The organism is Rubrimonas sp., assembly GCF_036788415.1.
In the GTDB taxonomy this organism is placed as follows: domain Bacteria; phylum Pseudomonadota; class Alphaproteobacteria; order Rhodobacterales; family Rhodobacteraceae; genus Rubrimonas.
Genome location: NZ_DAIQNN010000037.1, coordinates 1 through 20,478, shown reverse-complemented (window position 1 = coordinate 20,478; position 20,478 = coordinate 1). Strand labels below are relative to the sequence as shown.

Annotated in this window: 18 protein-coding genes; 8 read left to right on the top strand and 10 right to left on the bottom strand. The window is 73.2% G+C overall.

The window, feature by feature from the left end; all coding sequences use genetic code 11:
- Positions 1 to 78: 78 nt before the first annotated feature.
- Positions 79 to 2,604, top strand: coding sequence for an ATP-dependent helicase HrpB (gene hrpB, locus V7Q31_RS10410; RefSeq protein WP_333833753.1), 2,526 nt, complete (start codon positions 79 to 81; stop codon positions 2,602 to 2,604).
- A gap of 9 nt (positions 2,605 to 2,613) precedes the next feature.
- Here the strand turns inward: hrpB and V7Q31_RS10405 are convergent, their stop codons facing one another.
- The 4 genes from V7Q31_RS10405 to yajC form a co-directional block, all read right to left on the bottom strand.
- On the bottom strand, positions 2,614 to 3,219 hold the full coding sequence (locus V7Q31_RS10405) for a superoxide dismutase (RefSeq protein ID WP_333833751.1): 606 nt from the start codon (positions 3,217 to 3,219) through the stop codon (positions 2,614 to 2,616).
- Positions 3,220 to 3,339: 120 nt separating this feature from the next.
- The gene (locus tag V7Q31_RS10400; RefSeq protein WP_333833749.1) at positions 3,340 to 3,705 is read right to left on the bottom strand and encodes an Mth938-like domain-containing protein; all 366 of its coding nucleotides are present in this window, start codon (positions 3,703 to 3,705) and stop codon (positions 3,340 to 3,342) included.
- 12 nt (positions 3,706 to 3,717) lie between these two features.
- Complete coding sequence (gene secD / locus V7Q31_RS10395) at positions 3,718 to 5,406, bottom strand: protein translocase subunit SecD (protein WP_333833748.1); 1,689 nt, start codon at positions 5,404 to 5,406, stop codon at positions 3,718 to 3,720.
- A gap of 42 nt (positions 5,407 to 5,448) precedes the next feature.
- Positions 5,449 to 5,781, bottom strand: a complete 333-nt coding sequence (gene yajC, locus V7Q31_RS10390; protein ID WP_333833746.1) for a preprotein translocase subunit YajC — start codon at positions 5,779 to 5,781, stop codon at positions 5,449 to 5,451.
- A 191-nt stretch (positions 5,782 to 5,972) separates the two neighbouring features.
- Between yajC and V7Q31_RS10385 the strand changes: the two genes are divergently transcribed.
- Positions 5,973 to 6,731, top strand: a complete 759-nt coding sequence (locus V7Q31_RS10385; protein WP_333833744.1) for a DeoR/GlpR family DNA-binding transcription regulator — start codon at positions 5,973 to 5,975, stop codon at positions 6,729 to 6,731.
- Positions 6,732 to 6,738: 7 nt separating this feature from the next.
- On the opposite strand, the gene V7Q31_RS10380 is transcribed toward V7Q31_RS10385, so the two are convergent.
- The gene (locus V7Q31_RS10380; RefSeq protein WP_333833742.1) at positions 6,739 to 7,365 is read right to left on the bottom strand and encodes a TetR/AcrR family transcriptional regulator; all 627 of its coding nucleotides are present in this window, start codon (positions 7,363 to 7,365) and stop codon (positions 6,739 to 6,741) included.
- An 88-nt stretch (positions 7,366 to 7,453) separates the two neighbouring features.
- Between V7Q31_RS10380 and V7Q31_RS10375 the strand changes: the two genes are divergently transcribed.
- Together V7Q31_RS10375 and V7Q31_RS10370 are read left to right on the top strand one after the other, a co-directional pair.
- Complete coding sequence (locus V7Q31_RS10375) at positions 7,454 to 8,623, top strand: efflux RND transporter periplasmic adaptor subunit (RefSeq protein ID WP_333833740.1); 1,170 nt, start codon at positions 7,454 to 7,456, stop codon at positions 8,621 to 8,623.
- A 3-nt stretch (positions 8,624 to 8,626) separates the two neighbouring features.
- Entirely contained in the window at positions 8,627 to 11,740 is a 3,114-nt protein-coding gene (locus V7Q31_RS10370; protein WP_333833738.1) for an efflux RND transporter permease subunit, read from the top strand.
- On the opposite strand, the gene V7Q31_RS10365 is transcribed toward V7Q31_RS10370, so the two are convergent.
- The 5 genes from V7Q31_RS10365 to V7Q31_RS10345 all read right to left on the bottom strand — a co-directional run bounded on the left by V7Q31_RS10365 (position 11,679) and on the right by V7Q31_RS10345 (position 16,491).
- Complete coding sequence (locus V7Q31_RS10365; RefSeq protein ID WP_333833736.1) at positions 11,679 to 12,332, bottom strand: aspartate/glutamate racemase family protein; 654 nt, start codon at positions 12,330 to 12,332, stop codon at positions 11,679 to 11,681. The genes V7Q31_RS10370 and V7Q31_RS10365 overlap by 62 nt on opposite strands.
- Positions 12,329 to 13,789: a dihydropyrimidinase gene (hydA, locus tag V7Q31_RS10360; RefSeq protein ID WP_333833734.1), complete on the bottom strand. Its 1,461-nt coding sequence runs from the start codon at positions 13,787 to 13,789 to the stop codon at positions 12,329 to 12,331. The genes V7Q31_RS10365 and hydA overlap by 4 nt, the downstream gene beginning before the upstream one ends.
- Positions 13,786 to 14,715 (bottom strand): dihydrodipicolinate synthase family protein, encoded by a 930-nt coding sequence (locus V7Q31_RS10355; RefSeq protein WP_442976486.1) that lies wholly within the window; start codon positions 14,713 to 14,715, stop codon positions 13,786 to 13,788. The genes hydA and V7Q31_RS10355 overlap by 4 nt, the downstream gene beginning before the upstream one ends.
- Positions 14,716 to 14,801: 86 nt before the next feature.
- Positions 14,802 to 15,731: an N-carbamoyl-D-amino-acid hydrolase gene (locus V7Q31_RS10350; protein WP_333833732.1), complete on the bottom strand. Its 930-nt coding sequence runs from the start codon at positions 15,729 to 15,731 to the stop codon at positions 14,802 to 14,804.
- 22 nt (positions 15,732 to 15,753) lie between these two features.
- The gene (locus V7Q31_RS10345; protein ID WP_333833730.1) at positions 15,754 to 16,491 is read right to left on the bottom strand and encodes a DUF1194 domain-containing protein; all 738 of its coding nucleotides are present in this window, start codon (positions 16,489 to 16,491) and stop codon (positions 15,754 to 15,756) included.
- 102 nt (positions 16,492 to 16,593) lie between these two features.
- On the opposite strand from V7Q31_RS10345, the gene V7Q31_RS10340 reads away from it, so the two are divergent.
- The 4 genes from V7Q31_RS10340 to V7Q31_RS10325 all read left to right on the top strand — a co-directional run.
- Entirely contained in the window at positions 16,594 to 17,292 is a 699-nt protein-coding gene (locus V7Q31_RS10340) for a vWA domain-containing protein (RefSeq protein ID WP_333833728.1), read from the top strand.
- A gap of 21 nt (positions 17,293 to 17,313) precedes the next feature.
- Complete coding sequence (locus V7Q31_RS10335; RefSeq protein ID WP_333833726.1) at positions 17,314 to 18,063, top strand: PP2C family serine/threonine-protein phosphatase; 750 nt, start codon at positions 17,314 to 17,316, stop codon at positions 18,061 to 18,063.
- Entirely contained in the window at positions 18,060 to 19,742 is a 1,683-nt protein-coding gene (locus V7Q31_RS10330; protein WP_333833725.1) for a hypothetical protein, read from the top strand. The genes V7Q31_RS10335 and V7Q31_RS10330 overlap by 4 nt, the downstream gene beginning before the upstream one ends.
- A 91-nt stretch (positions 19,743 to 19,833) precedes the next feature.
- Positions 19,834 to 20,478: DMT family transporter (locus V7Q31_RS10325; RefSeq protein ID WP_333833724.1), on the top strand; the 645-nt coding region annotated here is incomplete at its 3' end.

The following is a 20,478-nucleotide window of genomic DNA, read 5'->3' as shown; positions in this document are numbered from 1 at the left end:
GCGACGGCCCTGTGCGCACAACATGGGCGGCGCTTCGGTTGCTTGCAAGGGCGCGCGCCGGCGGGCATGAGGGCCGCGATGTCGAAGCCGCCGCCGTCCGGACAGCCTCCGCCAGCCCCCCAGCTTCCCGGCCCCGCCCTGCCGGTCGACGCCGCGCTGCCCGCCCTGCTCGACGCGCTCTCCGCCGCGCCCAACGCGGTGCTGGAGGCCCCGCCCGGCGCCGGCAAGACCACCCGCGTCCCCCTCGCCCTGCGCGGCGCGCCCTGGGCGCGGGGGCGGATCGTCATGCTCCAGCCCCGCCGCCTCGCCGCCCGCGCCGCCGCGGCGCGCCTCGCCGCGCTGCTCGGCGAGGAGGTTGGCGCGACCGTCGGTCTGCGCATCCGCGGCGAAACGCGCGCCGGCCCCCGCACCCGGATCGAGGTCGTCACCGAAGGCGTGCTCACGCGGATGCTGCAGTCCGACCCAGCGCTCGACGGCGTGAGCGCGGTGATCTTCGACGAGATCCACGAGCGCGCCTTGCAGGCCGAACTCGGGCTGGCCCTTTGTCTCGAGGCGCAGGCCGCCCTGCGCCCCGAACTTCGGCTGATCGCGATGTCGGCGACGCTCGACGCGCAGGCGCTCGCCGCGCTGATGGGCGATGCGGCGCGGCTGCGGGCGGAGGGAACCCTGCACCCGGTCGAGACGCGCTGGCGCGACGCGCCGGTGGCGCCGGGCCGTCTGACGGACGCCGTCGCCGAGACGACTCAGTCGGCGCTTTCCGAGACCGCGGGCGACGCGCTCGTCTTCCTGCCGGGCGCGGCCGAGATCGCCCGCGTCGCGGCGCGCCTGTCGGCGCTCCTGCCCGCCGACGCCGAACTGCATGCGCTGCATGGCGACCTGCCGCTCGCCCGCCAGCAGGCCGCGCTCGCCCCTGCGGCCCCGGGCAGGCGCAAGGTGGTGCTGTCGAGCGCGATCGCGGAGACCTCGCTGACGGTCGAGGGCGTGCGGATCGTGATCGATTCGGGGTTGGCGCGGCGGTCGCGCTTCGATCCCTGCTCCGGGATGAGCCGGCTGATCACCGAGCGCGCGAGCCGCGCCGAAGCCGACCAGCGGCGGGGCAGGGCGGGGCGGCTCGGCCCCGGCCTGTGCCTGCGGCTCTGGACGAAAGGGGCCGAGGGCGGGATGACGGCTTTCGCGCCGCCCGAAATCCTCACCGCCGATCTGGCGGGCCTCGCGCTCGACCTCGCGCTCTGGGGCGCGCCCGACGGCGCCGGCCTCGCCTTTCTCGACCCGCCGCCGGCCCCCGCGCTCGCCGAAGCGCGCGCCCTGCTGCGCGATCTCGGCGCGCTCGACGCGGCGGGCGCGCTGACGGCGACGGGCCGGGCGATGGCGGCGATGCCGCTGCATCCCCGCCTCGCCGCGATGGTCGCGCAGGCCCCGCAGGACGAACGCGCGACCGCCTGCGCGCTGGCCGCGATCCTGTCCGAGCGCGACCCGCTGCGCGTTCCCGGCCAGCGGGCCGGCGTCGATCTGGCCCTGCGCCTCGAGGCGCTGGCCGATCCGCGCCGGTTCGCGTCGTTGCGCGGTCTGGCGGTCGACCGCGCGGCGCTGGCGCGCGCCGCCGAGGCGCTGCGCCGGCTGCGGCTGGCGACCGGGGCGCGCGGCCCGATCCGCCCCGAGCGCGCCGGCGGCCTGCTCGCCCTCGGCTGGCCCGACCGGATCGCCCAGCGCCGGCCCGGCCCCGCGCCGCGCCATCTGCTCTCGGGCGGCAAGGGGGCGGCGCTGGCGGCGGAGGACGCGCTGGCCGGCGCGCCGCTGCTCGTCGCCGCCGATCTCGACGGCGATCCGCGCGAAGCCGCGATCCGCCTCGCCGCCGTGCTCTCACCCGACGATCTGGAGGCGGCGGCGGGCGCGCGCATCGGGACGCGCCGCGTCGTCGAATGGTCGGCGCGAACGGCCCGGGTCGAGGCGGAGGAGCGGCGCGTCCTCGGCGCTCTCACCCTGCGCGCCCGCCCTCTGCGCGACGCAGCGCCCGAGGAAGTTGCGGCGGCGCTCTGCGCCGGCGTGCGCGCGCTGGGGCTGGAGGCGCTCGGCTGGACCGACGCCGCGCAGGCGCTGCGCGCCCGCATCCTCTGGGCGCGGGCGCAGGGCGCTGACCTGCCCGACGTCTCCGACGCCGCGCTGCGCGACGGGCTGGAGGACTGGCTCGCGCCCTGGTTCGGCGCTGCCCGCAGCGCCGAGGACCTCGCCGCGCTCGACCTTCTCGCGCCCTTGCGCGCTCTGCTGGGCCGCGACGGCGCCGCGCTGCTCGACCGCGCCGCCCCCGCCCGCTTCGCCGCGCCCTCGGGCTCTTCCCATGCGGTGGATTACGCGCAGGACCCGCCGACTGTCGCGTTGCGCGCGCAGGAGCTCTACGGTCTCGACATTCACCCGATGCTGGGGCGCGCGCCGCTGCGGCTGGCGCTGCTGTCGCCGGCGGGTCGGCCCATCGCCCTGACGCTCGACCTGCCGGGCTTCTGGCGCGGCGGCTGGGCCGACGCGCGCAAGGAGATGCGCGGGCGCTATCCAAGGCACGATTGGCCGGAGCGGCCCTGGGAGGCGTCGCCCCCCAGGGCCCGGAGATGACCCGTCGCCTCAGCCGCCGGCTGCGGCGAGGCGGTCGGCGACATTCTCCCAGTTCGCGAGCTTGTCGAGGAAGTTCTGGATGAAGGCCGGGCGCTTGTTGCGGAAGTCGATGTAGTAGGAGTGCTCCCACACGTCGCAGCCGAGCAGCGCGGTCTGGCCGAAGCAGAGCGGGTTCACCCCGTTCGGCGTCTTGGTGACCTTCAGCGCGCCCTTGTCGAGCACGAGCCAGCACCAGCCCGAGCCGAACTGGCCGACGCCCGCGGCGACGAAGTCCTCCTTGAACTTCTCGACCGAGCCGAACGCGTCCTTGATCCGCGCCTCCAGCGCGCCGGGCATCCCGCCGGGGGTCGGCGCCATCATCTCCCAGAACTGGATGTGGTTCCAATGCTGCGAGGCGTTGTTGAACAGGCCCGCCTTCGTGTCGTCGCCATAGGTCGCGACGATCACCTCCTCCAGCGACTTGCCTTCGAGGCCGGAGCCCGCGAGCAGCTTGTTTCCGTTGTCCACATAGGCCTTGTGGTGCAGGTCGTGGTGGTATTCCAGCGTCTCGCGGGACATGCCGCCGGCGGCGAGCGCGTCATGGGCGTAGGGAAGATTGGGCAGCTCGAAAGCCATTGGGGCCCCCTGTCAGGATTGGTTTTAAGCTCAGGGCGGCGCGCGGCGCGCCCCGCGGCCCATATAACCCGAATGCCGCAGGGCGGAAACCATGCGCCGGACCGGCCGCGGCGCGTTTCCTCAGACGGTCAGCAGCGCCGCGCAGACCGCGCGGTCTTCGGCGAGCAGCACGTTGTAGGTGCGGCAGCCCGAGGGCGTCGCCATGATCTCGACGCCGAACCCCGCCGCCTCCAGCGCCGCGCGCGTCTCGGGCGGGGGCGGGGCGAGGTCGGCGCCCGTGCCGAGGATGATCAGGTCGAAGCGATCCACCGCCGCCAGCGCCTCGGCGAAGCAGGCGGGTGTGAGCGGCGCCGCGGGCCGCCAGGCCGAGACGGCGCCGAGCAGCAGCACGGCGCCGGCATGCCAGACGCCGCCGATCTCGAAACCCTCCGGCCCGTAGCCCGTCACCGGCGCGCCGCGCGGGAAGCGCACTTCGCTCATCCGCATCGCGCATCTCCCTCAGATCGGCAGCGCCTTGGGCCGGACTCGCGCGAACCAGGTCGCCACCATCAGCCGCGTCACCATGAAGGCGGTGAAGACCGACGTGACCACCCCGATCGCGAGCGTCACCGCGAAGCCCTTGACCGGCCCCGACCCCATGACGAACAGGATCGACGCGGCGATGAAGGTCGTCACGTTGGCGTCGATGATGGCGGAAAAGGCCCGCTCGTAGCCCGCCTCGATGGCGCGGACGGCGGGGCGGGCGCGGCGGATCTCCTCGCGGATGCGCTCGAAGACCAGCACGTTGGCGTCGACCGCCATGCCGATGGTCAGCACGATGCCCGCAATGCCCGGCAAGGTGAGGGTGGCGCCGATGGCCGACAGCACGCCGATGATCAGCGCGACGTTGAAGATCAGCGCCACATTGGCGAACAGCCCGAACAAGCCGTAGGAGAGCGCGATCAGCGCCAGCACCGCTGCGAAGGCGATCATGGTCGCGAGCCGCCCCGCCGCGATGCTGTCGGCGCCGAGATCGGGGCCGACCGTGCGCTGCTCCAGCACCTCGATGCGCGCGGGCAGCGCGCCCGCGCGCAGCAGGATCGCCAGCCGGTTGGCCTCCTCGACCGTGAAATTCCCGGTGATCTGCCCCGAGCCCCCGGTGATCGCCGAGATGATCCGCGGCGCCGAGATCACCTCGCCGTCGAGCACGATCGCGAAGATGCGCCCGACATTCTGGCGCGTGTAGTCGCCGAAGCGGCGCGCGCCGGTGGTGTCGAAGCGGAACAGCACGGCGGGCCGGCCGTCCTGATCGAAGCCGCCCGACGCGTCCACGAGGTTCTCGCCGCTGACCGTCGGGACGCGTTCGAGAATGTAGTACTCGCCCGGCCTCTCGGCGTCGGGCGCGACGAAGGCCCCGGGGCCCGCTGGCGCGTCGGGGTTCTGGGTCTGGCTGACGACTTCATGGAAACTGAGCTTGGCGGTCTCGCCGAGCAGCGCCAGCAGCTCCTCCGCCGAGCCGATCCCAGGCACCTGAATGAGAATCCGCCGCTCGCCCTGGCGCTGGATCGTCGGCTCGCGCGTGCCCGCCTCGTCGATGCGGCGGCGCACGATCTCGAGCGACTGGGCCATGGTGCGTTCGAGCGAGGCGGCGCGCTCGGCGTCCGAGAGCGTCGCGCGCACGATGTCCGGCGCGACGGTCTCGACTGTCAGATTGGGGCCGCCCGCCCCCATCAGCCCCATGCTGACGGGCTGGGCGAGCGCCTGAACCGCTTCGCTGGCCGCCTCCAGCCCTGCGGGCGTCGGTTCCAGCAGGCGGATGGTCAGCGCCTGCGGGTCGTCCTCGATCTGCCGGAACGGCCCGACGGCGTCGCGCGCGTCGCGCAGCGCCGTGCGCGCCTCGGGCCAGAGCGCGGTGAGGCGTTCGACGTAGACGTCTTCGACCGCGACTTCGACCAGAAGATGCGCGCCGCCCCGCAAGTCCAGCCCGAGATTGAGCACGCCGCCCGGAAGCCAGGACGGCCATTGCGCCGCCTGCGCCGCGAGCGCGTCGGGAACCGCCCCTCCGCGCTCGTCGATGCGGGCGATCTCGGCGCGGGCGCGGGCCGCCTCGTCGGCGCGGTCGTAGAACAGATTGGGCGCGGCCAGCAGAGCGCCGAGCAGGCACAGCCCGACGACCAGCGCCTTTTTCCACGTCTCGAAGAACAGCATGGCCGGCCTTTCGGGGGGATGCGCCGCGCGGCGGGCGCGGCGTCAGTTGTCGTTGGCCGCCGGTTCGGTCTTGGAGACGAGCGCCGCGATGGTCGCCTTGACGATCTTGACCTTCACGTTCGGCGCGACTTCCGCCTCGACGGCGTCGTCCATCACCTTGACGATCTTGGCGTAGAGTCCGCCTTGCGTGATCACCTGGTCGCCGCGCCGCAGCGCGTCGATCATCGCCTTGTGCTGCTTGGCCTTCTGCTGCTGCGGCCGGATCAGGAAGAAATAGAAGATCACGAAGATCAGGATCAGCGGGATCAGCTGGAGAAAGAAATCCGCGCCTCCGGGGGCGGCGGCCCCCTGAGCGTAGGCGGGTGATGCGAGCATGGCGAGCCTCCCTGTGCGTCGGCGCGGACTATAGCCGCGCGCCGATGCGGCGCAAGGCGGGGCGGCGGCGGCGGTTCGGGCGCGCTCTGCGGCGGCTCCGGCCGATCGTCGCGCGCCGCTTGCGCATCGCGCGCGGCTTGCCGCAGAAACGTCCCCGAGGGATCGCAACTGCGCATGGAGCGCCCGCCGCCATGTCCGCCGCGCTTCGCAAGGCCGAGATTCTGCGCATCGCGCGCGAGGACGGCATGGTGTCGGTCGAACGCCTCGCCGAGCTTTTCGACGTGACCGTCCAGACCATCCGCCGCGACCTCGCCGACCTCGCCGAGGCCGGCAAGCTCGAACGCGTGCATGGCGGCGCGGTGGCCGCGTCGGGCGTCGCCAATATCGGCTATCTGGAGCGGCGCGCGCTCAACCCTGAAGCCAAGGCGCGCATCGCCGAAGCCTGCGCGCGTGAAATCCCCGAGAATGCGTCGGTGTTTCTCAACATCGGGACCACGACCGAAGCGGTGGCGCGCGCGCTGCTGCGCCATCGCGCGCTGCTCGCGGTCACCAACAACATCAACGTCGCCAACATCCTCGCCGAGAACGAGGAATGCGAGGTCGTGGTGGCCGGCGGGCGGCTGCGGCGGTCTGACGGCGGGCTGGTGGGCGATCTGACGACCGAGACGATCGCCCGTTTCAAGCCCGACATCGCGGTGATCGGCTGCTCGGCGCTCGACGCGCAAGGCGACATCCTCGACTACGACATCGCCGAAGTCGGGGCGAGCCGGGCCATCCTGCGGCAGGCGCGGCGGGCCTTCCTCGTCGCCGACCGCTCCAAGTTCGAGCGCACGGCCCCTGCGCGGATCGGCGCGCTCGGCGATGTGGACACGCTGTTCACCGACGCGCCGATCGACCCGGACCTGGCGGCGCGCTGCGCGGCGTGGGGAACGCGGGTGGTGGTTGCGTGAGAGGCCCTCAGCCGCAGCGCGCCCCGAGCGCCGCGCAGATCCGGTCGAGCATCGCCTCGCCCAAAACCGCGTGGTCGAGCGCGCCGAGGCCGAGATTCTCCAGCGCCGCCGTCTGCCGGATCGTCGCAAAGCCGTGGACGGTGGACCATGTCGCCAGAGCGTCGGGCAGCACGCGCGGATCGTCGGGCGGCAACCCCACCACGCCGGCGACGCTGCGCTTGAGCCCCTCGAAGGCGGCGTGCGCCTCCGCAAGCATCTCCGGGTGCAGCGAGGCGTCGGGCAGCGGATCGCCGAACATCAGCCGGTATTCCAGCGGGTGGTCGCGGGCGAAGCGGAAATAGGCCCGGCCCTGCGCGCGCAGGCTGTCGAGCGGATCGGCCGCGCCCGACGCCGCCTCCGCCATCACCGCCCCGAAACGGAGGAAGCAGCGGCGGACGATCTCGGCCAGCAGATGGTCGCGGCTCGGGAAATGCTTGTAGGGCGCCTGATGCGAGACGCCGAGCCGGCGCGCGAGGTCGCGCAGGCTGAGCCCCTCGATCCCCGCCTCGGCGATGATCTGGAGCGCCATGTCGACGCAGCGCTCGCGCAGCGGCGCGGTTTGTTCGGCGGCGGACAGCGCGGGCGAGTCGGTCATGGCCCTCGTCTAGCGCGAATCGGTTGACGGCGTCTACCTGCGGGCGTTAAGGGTTGACGCTGTCAACCTTCGGTCGGAGCGCGACCCGATGCGCGATCATCTCGACGATCCCGAGGCGCGGACGTCGCAGCGCCGCAGCGGAGGCCTGCGGCGGTCGGCGCTCGGCGTCGCCTTCGTCGTCGTCGTCGTCGGGGCGACCGCCGCGCTGGTGGCGGCGCTGCACCAGCGCGCAGCAGGCCCCGGTCCCGGCGCCCTCGCCCCGCCGCCGCTCGTGGAGGTCGTCGCGCTGCGCCGCGAACCCGGCCACATGGCGCGCGCCGTGTTCACGGGCCGAATCGAGCCGTGGCGCCAGACGGCGCTCGCCTTCGAGCAAGGCGGGCGCATCGCCGAAATTCTCGTCGAGGAAGGTGATGCGGTCGAAAAGGGGGCCGTCGTCGCGCGGCTCGACACGGCCACGCTCGACGCCGAGCGATTGGGCCGCGTCGCCGCGCGCGACCGGCTCGAGGCCGCGCTGCGGCTCGCGGAGCTGTCTCTGGAGCGCGTCGACAATCTCAGCACCGCCGCCGCCACCGCCCAACGCCGCGACGACGCCCGGCTCGGGCGCGATCAGGCGCGCGCGGCGCTGGCGGAAGCGGAGGCCGCGCTCGCGGCGCTCGACGTGGCGCGCGGCAAGGCCGAGTTGCGCGCGCCCTTCGCCGGGATCGTCGCCGCGAGGCGGCTCGACGAAGGCGCGGTGGTCGAGGCCGGCGCCCCGGCGCTCGACCTTCTGGAGACTGGGCGCGCAGCGGCGCGGATCGGCCTGTCGGCGGAGGCCGCCGCTCGCCTGCGGGTCGGCGACGCCGTGACGCTGAACCATGGCGACCAAACGATCGCGGCGCGCCTCGCCGCGCTGCGCCCCGACATAGACCCCGCCTCGCGCACCCTGTCCGCCCTGTTCGAGATCGGCGGAGACGCCCCGCCTTTCGGCGCGGTGGTGCGGCTGGAGGCGACCCGCTGGATCGAAGGCGACGGGGTCTGGGCGCCGGTCGCGGCGCTGTCGGACGGCGGTCGGGGGCTTTGGGCGCTGACCCTGCTCGACGAGAGCGTCGACCCTCCGGTGGCCGTGCGCGCGCTCGCGCAGGTCGCGGCGGTGGAGGGCGAGCGCGCCTTCCTGACCGGCGCGCTTCCCGACGGCGCCCGCGCCATCGCCTCCGGCGCGCATCGCGTCGCGCCGGGGCAGGCGGTGAGCCCGGCGCCCGTCCCCGCCCCTGAGAACTGAGCCGTGGCGGCGCGCTTCTTCCGCGACCCGCGCGCCTTCGCGCTGGCGCTGCTGCTGATCCTGTCGATGGGGCTGTCTGCGGCGCTGACTTCGGGGCGGCAGGAAGACCCGACCATCACCAACCTCTTCGCCACCATCCTCACGCCTTATCCCGGCGCCGACCCCGCCCGCGTCGAGGCGCTGGTGACCGAGAAGATCGAGGAGGAGCTGCGCAAGGTCTCCGAAATCGACGAGATCATTTCGATCTCGCGCAGTGGGCTGTCCTTCCAGCGGGTGCAACTGGTCGAGACCCTGTCCGACGCCGCCATCGAGAGGGCGTGGACCGACATCCGCAACGCTCTGGACGACGCCGCCCGCGCCTTCCCGCCGGGCGTCCCCGAGCCGGAATTCACCAATGACCGCATCGGCGCCTTCACGCTGATCTTCGCGCTGTCCGCCGCAGAGGGGGCGGAGGAGGCTCCGGCGATCCTCGCCCGCGAGGCCGAGGCGCTGGCCGACCGGCTGCGCGCGCTGCCGGGCGCGGCGCTGGCGCAGACCTACGGCGCCCCGCGCGAGGAGGTCGCCGTGACGCTGGCGCCCGAGACGCTGACCGGGCTGGGCATGAGCCTGCGCGAGGTCGCCGCCCTTCTCGCCGCCGCCGACGCCAAGGCGCCCGCGGGACAGGTGCGGGGCGCGACCCGCGATTTCGGCGTGGCGCTCGACGGCGCGTTCGACGGGCTCGCCCGCATCCGCGACACGCCCCTGCGCGCGAAAGGCGACGCCACGCTGCGGCTCGGCGACGTCGCCGAGGTGGCGCGCAGTCGGGCCGACCCGCCCGACAGCCTCGCCCTGCTCGACGGACGACCGACCGTGCTGGTCGCCGTGCGGGCGGAGGACGACCTCCAGGTCGACGCCTGGGCCGCGCGCGGGCGCGACGCGGCGGCGGCCTTCGCCGAAGGGCTGCCCGCCAGCATCGAGCAGCGGCTGATCTTCGACCAGTCGGGCTACACGGCGGCGCGCTTCGCCGAACTCGGCGCCAACATCGCGATGGGCGTGGGGCTGGTGAGCCTCGTGCTGCTGGTCACGCTGGGCTGGCGGGCCGCGCTGACCGTGGCGAGCGCGCTGCCGCTCGCAGCGATGATCGCGCTGTTCGTCCTCGGCCAGATCGGGCTCTCGATCCACCAGATGTCGGTGACGGGCATGATCGTGGCGCTCGGCCTGCTGGTGGACGCCGCCATCGTGATGACCGACGCGATCAAGCGCCGGATCGACGCTGGCGAGGACCGCGTTGCGGCCATCGCGGCCTCGGTGAAGCTGCTGCGCACGCCGCTCGTCGCCTCGACGGCGACCACCGTGCTCTCCTTCCTGCCGATGGCGCTGTCGCCGGGGCCGGTCGGCGATTTCATCGGCTCCATCGCGCTCGCGGTGATCGCGATGCTGGGCGCGTCGCTTCTGCTGGCGCTGACCCTGACGCCGGCGCTCGCGGGTTGGCTGCTGCCGGCGCCCGATCCGTCGCGGCGGCGGATGTGGTGGCGCGACGGGGTCGCGGGCGGCGCGGCGGGGCGCATCTTCGCGCGCTCGCTGTCGCTGGCGATGCGCAGGCCGCTGCTGTCGGTGCTCGCCGCGCTGGCCTTGCCTGTCGCGGGTTTCGCGAGCTTCCCGACGCTGACCGCGCAATTCTTCCCCGGCGCCGACCGCGACCAGTTCCACGTGCAGGTGACCCTGGCGGAGGGCGCCGCGCTCGACGCGACGCTGGATGCTGCGCGGACCGCCGACGATCTGCTGCGCGCGGCGCCGGAGGTCCGCAAGGTCGCCTGGGTGATCGGCGAGAGCGCGCCGGCCTTCTACTACAACATGATGATGGATCAGGACGGCGTGTCGCGCTTCGCCGAGGCGCTGGTCGCCACCACCTCGCCCGAGGCCACCATCGCAGCGATCCCGCGCCTTCAGGCTGCGCTCGACCGGGCTCTGCCGCAGGCGCAGGTGGTGGTGCGCCCGCTCGTTCAGGGGCCGCCGGTCTCGGCGCCGCTCGAGATCCGCATCGTCGGTCCCGATATCGACCTGCTGCGCGAGCTCGGGCTGCGCGCGCGGGCCGAGATGGCGCGCACGCCCGGCGTGACGCTGGCCCGCGACACCGGCTCGGACGGCGGCGGCGAGTTGCGGCTGGCGCTCGACCCCGACGCGCTGCGGCTGGCGGGGCTCGATCATGCTTTGGTCGCCGCGGAGCTGGCGGCGATGCTCGACGGCGCGCAGGGCGGCTCGGTGGTGGAGGGCTCGGAGGAGCTTCCCGTCATGGTGCGCCTCGCCCGCCCCTCCCGCGATGCGGCGGGGGATGTCGGCGCGCTCGGCATGCCGGGCGGCGCGCCTATGGGCTGGAGCACGCCGGGCGCGCCGCTCGCCGCTCTGGGGCCGCTCCGGCTGAGGCCCGAGGGCGCGCCGATCCATCGCCGCAACGGCGAGCGAATGACGCTCGCGCAGGGCTTCGTCGCGCCAGACGTGCTGCCCGAAGAAGCCTTGCGCGACCTGCGCCCGCGCCTCGACGCGGCGCTCGCGCCGCTCCCGCCGGGCTACCGCGTCGAGATTGGGGGCGATTCCGACGCCCGCGCCGACACGGTGGGCTATCTGATGGCGACGGTCGGCCTCGTGGTCACGCTGACGGTGGCGACGCTGACGCTGAGTTTCGGCTCGTTCCGGCTGATGGCCGCGACGCTGGTCGTGGCCGTGTTGGCGGCGGGGCTCGCGCTGCTGTCGCTCGCGGTGTTCCGCTATCCCTTCGGGGTGACGGCGCTGATCGGGGTGATCGGCTCGGTCGGCGTGTCGGTGAACGCCGCCATCATCATCTTCTCGGCGCTTCAGGCCGACGAAGGCGCGCGCGCCGGAGACCCCGACGCGATGGCCCGGGTGACGGCGGAGACTGCGCGCCACATCGTTTCGACCACCGTCACAACATTCGGCGGCTTCCTGCCGCTGATCCTCGGCGGCGGGGGGTTCTGGCCGCCTTTCGCCACCGCCATTGCCGGCGGCGTGCTGCTCTCGACGGTGGTCTCGTTCTATTTCGTCCCGCCGGTCTGGGCGCTCATCCGTCCGCGAGAACCGCGCCCAGCGCCATCGCCACTGCGGCCTGCGTGGGGTCGATGACCGGAACCCCGAGCCGCGCCTGAAGCGGCGCGCGGTGGCGGGCGAGACCGGCGCAGCCGAGAACCAGCGCCTCGGCCCCGTCGCCGATCAGCAGGGCGCCGATGTCGAGAAGGCGCGCGAACGTCCCCTCCCCGCGCGCGCTTTCGTCCACCGAGATGTTGAGCGCGCGCTCGCCGGCGAGCCGATCGAGCACGCCCATGCGGCGCAGGTGCAGGCGGTGGCGCAGGATCGAGCGGTCGGAGATGGCGACCACGCCGAAGCGGTCGGCCCGCGCCATCGCGCTGAGCGCGCCCGCCTCCTGGATGCCGAAGACCGGCTTGCGCGTGACCGAGCGGCAGGCGTCGAGGCCGGGGTCGGAATAGCAGGCGAGGATGTAGGCGGAGGCGTCGTCGCGCGCCTGCACGAGGCGGGCGAGGGGCAGGGCGACGGCGTCGCTGTCGAGCTGGCTTTCGATGCCGAACGGGCCTTCGGCGAGCGTCACGCATTCGATCTTCGGCCCGCCGGGATGGCGGAAGCCGTGAAGCGCGGCGTCGAGCCCGTCGGTGACGGCCTGGTTGCTGTTGGGGTTGATCACGAGGATCGTGGCGCTCATGGGGCGATCTCCGCGCCGAAATTGGTCGCGGGGTCGAGTTCGGGGGCGCGGGTTCCCGCGTAACCGGTCATGTCGGCGCGGGCGCGGGCGAGGAAGCGGCCGGCGCCCCGCGCGCCGACGAAGGCGCCGCCCTCCACCACCTTGCGGCCCCGGCTGAGGACCGTCACGGGCCAGCCGGTGAGGCGCATACCCTCGAAGGGCGTGTAGTCCATCGCGTCGCCCTGATCGACGGCGGTCACGGTGCGGGTCAGATCGGGGTCCCAGAGGGCGATGTCGGCGTCGGCGCCGATGCAGATAGTCCCCTTGCGCGGGTGCAGGCCGTAGAGCTTGGCGGCGTTGGTCGCGGAGAGGGCGGCGAATTGCGGGAGCGTGATCCGCCCGGTCCGCACGCCTTCGGAGAACAGCAGCGGCAAACGCAGGGCGATGCCGGGCATCCCGTTGGCGATCTGCTTGAAGGTGGCGTCGGGGCCCTTGGCGAGCTTGCCGGTCGCGTCGAAGCGGTAAGGCGCGTGGTCGGAGGACCAGAGGGTGAAAGTGCCGGTCCGGAGGTGGCGCCAGAGGGCTTCCTGCGTCGCCGCGTCGCGCAAGGGCGGCGAGCACATGAACTTCGCCCCCTCCATGCCGGGGCGGTCGAGGTCGTCGCGGGTGAGGAACAGGTATTGCGGGCAGGTCTCGCCGAAGATCTTCGCGCCTTCCGCGCGGGCGTCGCGCACCAGCTTCGCGCCGGCCTCGGTCGAGACGTGGACGATCACCAGCGGCGCGTCCACCAGCCGCGCAAGGCAGATCGCGCGGTGGATCGCCTCGACTTCCGCGAGTTCGGGGTGGCTGGGGGCATGGTAGCGCGGGGCGGAATGGCCGCCGGCGAGAAGCCGCTCGCTCATCCAGCCGATCATGCCGTGATTCTCGGCATGGACCATCGTCACAGCGCCGTGGGTCTTGGCGACCGTGAGGATATCTAGGAACTGGCGGTCGTCGATCTTCATGAGGTCGTAGGTCATGAAGACCTTGAAGCTCGTCACGCCGCGGGCGAAGGCGGCGGGAAGCTCCTGCGTCAGCGCCTGTTCGGTCGGGTCGGCGACGATCAGGTGATAGCCGTAGTCGATGGGGGAGTTCGGCGCGGCGCGGCCGTCGTAGAGGTCGAGCGTCTCGGTCACGCCCATGCCGCGATGCTGGGCGGCGAAGGGGATGAAGCTGGAGTTGCCGCCGAGCGCGGCGGAGCGCCCGCCGGTGAAGTAGTCGTCGGCCGTCATGCCGCCGGTCGCGCTCTCCTGCGCGATGTGGCAATGCGCCTCGATCCCGCCGGGCAGGACCAGCTTGCCGGTCGCGTCGATGGTTTCGGGGGCGTCGAGCGACTCGGCCAGCGCGACGATGCGGCCGTGGCGGATACCGATGTCCGCCCTGAACATGTCGGAGGCGGTGACGACGGTTCCGCCTTTGACGGCGAGGTCGAGGGTCACGCCGCGAGCCTTTCGCCCAAGCCGCGAACGCGCGCCTCGGTGCGGGCGATCAGCCGGTCGAGCTCGGCGAGGTCGGCGGGGGAGAGGCGCGGCCCCGGCGCGCGGACGCGGGAGGAGGCGATGGCGCCGCGGCGGCGCAGCACTTCCTTGCGGATGGCGAGGCCGATCCCCGGCTGCTGCTCGTGGCGGATCAGCGGGAGCCAGGCGTCGAACAGGTCTTCGGCGCCGTCCGCGTCGCCCTTGAGATGGCGGTGGACGACGCCCGACAGCATCTCGGGATAGGCGAAGCCGGTCATCGCGCCGTCGGCGCCGCGCTGAAGCTCCTGCGGGAGATAGAGGCCGCCATTGCCGCAGAGGATCGACATGCGGGGTTCCGCCGCCCGGACCGCCGAGAGCTTGGCGAGGCCGGGGCAGTCCTCGTGCTTGAGCATGACGATCTGGGGGTGGTCGCGGGTCAGCTTGAGGATGGTCGCCGCCGAGACTTTCACGCCGGTGAGCTGCGGATAGTCCTGGAAGCAGACGGGCACGTCCGGGCCGAGGGCGGCGCAGACCGCCGCGTAGTAGGTCGCCACGGTGTCCTCGGTTGAGAGCGAGGGGATGGGCGCGACCATCACCCCCGCAGCGCCCGCGTCCATCGCGAAGGCGCCGAGACCCGCCAGCGCGTCGGTGCTGGGGCTCGACACGCCGACGATCACGGGCATCCCGCCTGCGCGCGACAGGAAGCGCGAGACGGCGGCGCGGGACTCCTCGGGGGTCAGCTTCGGCGCTTCGCCCATCACGCCGAGGATGGTCATGCCGTCGGCGCCGCGCGCGGCGTAATAGTCCACGAGGCTGTCGATGCTCGCGAGGTCGAGCGATCCGTCCTCGGCGAAGGGCGTTGCGGCGATCACATAGACGCCGCGTGTGGTCCGGTCGATCAGCGTCACGGGGGGTCTCCTGGCTGCGGGCGGGCTCGCCGCCGTCCGAGCCTAGTGGAGCGTCGCGGCGGGTTCAAACTTCGCCGCCGCGGCTCTCATTCCTCCGGGATCTCGGCGCCGGTCTGCGCGCAGATGCGTCCGTAATGCTCGGGGCGGCGGTGGCGGGCGAAGTCGAAGATGGTGGTCTTGCCGAAGCGCGTCGCATCCATGTCGCAGGCGTGGACCAGCAGCTCGTCCTCTTCGGTCTGCGCGCGGGCGACGACGAAGCCGTCGGGATCGACGATCACGCTGCCGCCCATCAGCGGATGGCCGTCCTCGTCGCCCGCCTTCGCAACCGCCACCACCCAGGCGGCGTTCTGATAGGCGCCGGCGCAGACCGACAGCTCCGAATGGTAGAGCCGCTTCTCCAGCCCCTCGGCGCTGTTCTGGCTGTTGACCGAGGGCGTGTTGTAGCCGAGCAGGATCAGCTCGACGCCCTGAAGCCCCATCACCCGATAGGCTTCCGGCCAGCGGCGGTCGTTGCAGATCATCATCCCCATCAGCGCGCCCATGTTGCGCCAGACGGGAAAGCCCAGATCGCCCGGCTCGAAATAGCGCTTCTCGAGGTGCTGGAAGGCGCGCTCGGGGTCGAATTCGGAATGGCCGGGCAGGTGCACCTTGCGGTACTTGCCGACGATCGCCCCGGTCCGGTCCGTCAGGATCGACGCGTTGAAGCGCCGCCCCTCCGGCGTCAGCTCCGCATAGCCGAAGCTGATCGCCACCCCGAGCTCGCGCGCGCGGTCGAACAGCGGTCGCGTCGCGGCGCTGGGCATCTCGCGCTCGAACCACGCGTCCACCTCGGCCCGCTCCTCGAAGAGCCAGCGCGGGAAGAAGGTGGTCAGCGACAGTTCCGGGAAAACCACCAGCCCGCAGCCCCGCGCCGCCGCCTTCTCGAGCAGCGCGATCATCCGCGCCGCCACGTCGGCGCGGCTGTCGGCCTTTTGGATCGGCCCCAGCTGGGCGGCGCCGACGACGAGTTCGCGCATGGTCCGGGCTCCTCGCGCCGCCTCAGCGGGCGGCGTGACGAGAAGGCGGCTCCAGACCGGAAATTTCAAGGATCAGCTTGCGGCGGACGGCGTTGGCGAAGGCCTCGGAGCCGTCCGCGGTCACGACGAAAGCCCCCGGGCCGCCGATGATGCGGTCGCGGAAGGCGGCTTCGAGGTCGTAGCCGTCGGCGCGCCCGGTCGCGCAGACGAGGCACAGGATCGCTAGACCGTTGATGGTGATCCCCGCATCCAGCGCGGCCTGACGCCCAGCGGCGATGGAGGGGCCGTTCCAGTTGTTCGCGCTGTCGCCGGAGAAGTCGATGACCTTGCGAAAGCCCTCATGGTGGTTCGAGGCGATCATCTCGACGCCCTTCATCAGCGCCGCCCCGATGGCGTTGCGCCCGAACGCCTCGCGCGGCGGGGCCATCAGGCGGTCGCCGAAAAGGGCGGCGTCCTCTGCCGAGCCGACCAGCATCCAGTCCACCACGACATGCTGCGAGGCGGCGTCGGCCCATTCGACATAGGTCACGGCGATGCGCCCATGCGCGCCGTCGCGGATCGCCGAGATCACCAGCGGATCGGCCATCGCATCGGCGTAGCCCTGACGCTGGAAGCGCAACTCCTGGAAATCGATCGATCCCGACGCGTCGGCGAGCAGCACGAGTTCGAGGTCCACATCGTCCCAGACCGGCGCCTGCGCGGCGACCGGGCGTGCGATGAGAGCGGCGAGCAGGGCGAGCAAGGGCGCGAGGCGGCGCATCGGGCGTCTCCTTCCGGCATGTCCTGACGGGAGCCTAGCGCGAAAGCGGGTGATTTCCGCGTCCGGCGCGATAGTTTCGCGACAAAGACCGGGAGGATGAGAATGACCGATCCGTTCGCGCAACAGCCCTTCGGCGGCGTCTTCGGCGGCGGCGGGCCCGACGAGTTCGTGGACAATCCCGAGCCGCGCTGCCCGGTCGTGCTGCTGCTAGACACCTCGCTGTCGATGGGCGGGCCGAAGATCGACGCGCTCAATCAGGGCTTGCTGCATTTCCACGAGGAGCTGGCGATGGACGGGCTCGCGATGAAGCGGGTCGAAGTCGCGCTGGTCACTTTCGGGCCGGTGGCGGTGCGCGACTACGTTTCCGCCGAGGCGTTCCAGCCGCCGCTCCTGGAGGCGTCGGGCAACACGCCGATGGGCGAGGCGATCCTGCGCGCGATCGAGCTGCTGCGCGCGCGCAAGAAGAAATACCGCGAGGCCGGCGTGCCCTTCTACCGCCCGTGGATGTTCCTGATCACCGACGGCGCCCCGACCGACAGCGTGACCGAGGCGCGCCGGCGCATCGCCGAGGGCGAGCAGGGCAAGGAGTTCATGTTCCACGCCGTCGGCGTCGAGGGCGCGGACCTGGAGGCGCTGAAAGGTCTGTCCGTGCGCCAGCCGCTGATGCTGAAGGGGCTGGCCTTCCGCGAACTGTTCGCCTGGCTGTCGAACTCGCTCGGCGCCGTGTCGCGCTCGCGCACCGACGAGGCGGCGCCGCTGCAAAACCCCACGGCGCCCGACGGCTGGGCGGTGGCGGGCTGAGCGGCGCGGAGGGGGCGGGCCATGGCCGGCTGGATCGCGGCGGCGGCGACGCGGCGCGGCGAAGGCCATGCGCGGCGCGGCGAGCGGGGGCAGGACGCGTTCCGGGTGGCGCAGCAGGGCGCGACGCTGATCGCCGTGGCGGCTGACGGCGCGGGGAGCGCGGTGCGCGGCGGCGCGGGCTCCGCGCTCGCCTGCCGCGCGATCTGCGCCGCGGCGCAGACGACTCTGGCGGCGAAGGCGACGGCGGAGGAGGCCGACGCGGAAGCTTGGGTCGCAGCGGCGCGCGCGCGGATCGCGGCGGCGGCGGCGGCGCATGGGCTGGCGCCCCGCGATCTGGCGACGACGGTCGTCTTCGCCGTGTCGGACGGCGCGTCGACGCTCGTCGGCCATGTCGGCGACGGAGCGGCCGTGGGGCGCACGGCGGAGGGTTGGCGCGCGCTCTCATGGCCGGCGGCGGGAGAGCATGCAGGCGCGACCTTCTTCCTGACCGACGAGGCGTGCGCGCTGCGGGTGGCGCGGCTTTGCGCGCCCGTGGACGCGCTCGCGCTGTTCACCGACGGGATCGAGCGGCTGGTGCTCGACTTCGCGGCGCGGACCCCGCACGCGCCTTTCTTCGAGCGCATGACCGCCCCCTTGCGCCAGGCCGGGCGCGGGGGTCGCGACACCGCCCTGTCGCGCGCGCTCCGGGACTATCTGGGCGCCGAGGGTTTCGCGGCGCGCACCGACGACGACCGCACGCTGATCCTCGCCGCGCGGATGGCGGCCGCATGAACCGGACGCTGTTCGCGGGCGATGAGCCTGTCCGCCTCGGGCGGCGCATCGGGCGCGGCGGCGAGGGCGAGGTGTTCGGCGTGGCGCGCGACCCCGCGCGCGCCGCCAAGGTCTATGCGCCCGAGGGCGCGGCGGCGCGCGAGGCCAAGATCGCGGCGATGGCGCAGGCGGGGCTGGCGGAGCGGGCGCCGCTGGTCGCCTTTCCGCAGGCCGCGCTGCGCGACGCGCAGGGGCGCTTCGCGGGGTTCCTGATGCCGCGCATCCGTGAGGCCGAGCCGCTGCACGAGCTCTACGCACCCGGCGCGCGCAAGCGGGCCTTCCCGGATGCGGATTACCGATTTCTCGTTCGCGCGGCCCTGAATGCGGCGCGGGCGGTCGCAGCGGCGCACAGGGCGGGGTGCGTGATCGGCGACGTGAACCATTCCGGCTTCCTGATCGGGCAGGACGCGCTGGTGTCGCTGATCGACGCCGACAGCTTCCAGTTCGACGACGGGGCGACGTTGCATCTATGCCGTGTAGGCGTGCCGGACTACACGCCGCCGGAGATGATCGGCGCGCCGCTCGCCGAGACGCCCCGCACGCAAGATCACGACGCCTTCGGGCTGGCGGTGGTGTTGTTCCAGTTGCTGTTTCTCGGGCGCCACCCTTTCGCGGGCGTCTCGCGCGGGGCCGATCTCGGCGTGGCGGAGGCGATCGCGCAGGGCGCCTTCGCCTATGCGCGCCGCGGCGCGGGGCCGCTGCGCCCGCCGCCCGGGGCGCTGCGGCTCGACGAGGCGGGGCCCATCCTGGCGGGGCTGTTCGAACGCGCTTTCGGCCCCGGTTCGGCGGGGCGGCGGCCCTCGGCGACCGACTGGGTGGGGGCGCTGGCGGAGACCGAGGCCGCGCTCCAGCCCTGCCCGGCCTCGCCGCGCCATCATTTCGCGCCCGGCGTCGCCGCCTGCCCGCTCTGCCGCATCGAGCGCCACTCCGGCGCCGCGCTGTTCCCCGCGCCGGGCGAGGCCGGGGCCTTGCCGCCGCCGATCGACGTCGCGGAGGTGCTGTCGCGGCTTCGGGGGGTCGAGATTCCGGAAGTCTTCGCCTACGAGCCGCCCGAGCCGCTGCCCTCCTCGGCGCCCAAACCCCTGACGCTGCGGCAAATCTGGTTCAACCGGATCGGGCTGGTCGGGCTCGCCTTCATGATGGTCTGCGCGGTGGGGCTGGTGATGGTCTCGCCGCAGAGCTTCCTGATGGCGGCGCCGATCTGCATCTACGGGATCGGGCCGGTCGGCGACGCGCTGGCGCCGCGGCGGGCGGCGCGGCGGGCGCTGGCCAAGCTCGACCGGCGGCTTTCGGACGTGCTCGCGATGACGCAGGCTCGGGTCGATCTCGATGCCGCGTGGCTTCTGAAGGCCGACATCGCGGCGCGGGCGGCGCGGCTGTCGGAACTGCGCGTCACGCGGATGAGCCCGAAGCAGCGCGTCGAGGCCGGTCGGCTGCTCGCCGATCTGGAGCGGCTGGAGGCGATGGCGCGGAAGATCGCCGAGGCGCGGGCGGCGCGCCACGCCGAGATCGACGCGCTGCTGGCGCGCCGGGCGCTGCTCGCAGGCGACATGGCGCGCTTCGGCGACTCTCCGCCCGACCGCCCCGCGCCCCCGCCGCGCCGGCTGCGCCCGGCGACGCTCGCGCGCGCGGCGGCCTGAGAGGCCGGTCCGCCCAAGGGGCGCGCGCCTTGCGGCCCGCCCCGTTCCGCAGTACCGCAGCCGAGGCGGCCCTCCTCCTGCGGAGACCACGATGTCCCAATCCGACGGCGCCGCGCGCGGCATCGCCATCATGGTGGCGACGATGGCCGTCTTCGCCGTGCAGGACGGCGTCTCCAAGCACCTCGCCGAGCGCTATTCGCCGGTCTTCGTGACGATGATCCGCTACTGGTTCTTCGCCCTCTTCGTGGTCGCCCTGTCGGCGCGGCGCGCAGGCGGGCTGCGGGCGGCGGCGCGCTCCGCGCGGCCCGCGCTGCAATGGGCGCGGGGCGCGCTGCTGGCGCTCGAGATCGTGGTGATGATCTCGGGCTTCGCGCTGCTGGGGCTCGTCGAGAGCCACGCCGTCTTCGCGGTCTATTCGCTGATCGTGACCGCGCTGGCCGGCCCGGTGCTCGGCGAGAAGGTCGGCTGGCGGCGCTGGGCGGCGATCGGCGTGGGGTTTCTCGGCGTGCTGATCGTGCTGCGCCCGGGGTTGCGCCTGTTCGAGCCGCTGGCGCTGATCCCGCTCGCGGCCGCGGCGATGTTCGCGCTCTACCACCTGCTGACGCGGCTGGCCAACGCCGCCGACAGCGCCGCCACCAGCTTCTTCTACACCGGCGTCGGCGGCGCCGTGACGATGACGCTGATCGGCCCGTTCTTCTGGACCCCGATGGTCGGCTGGGACTGGGGCTGGATGGCG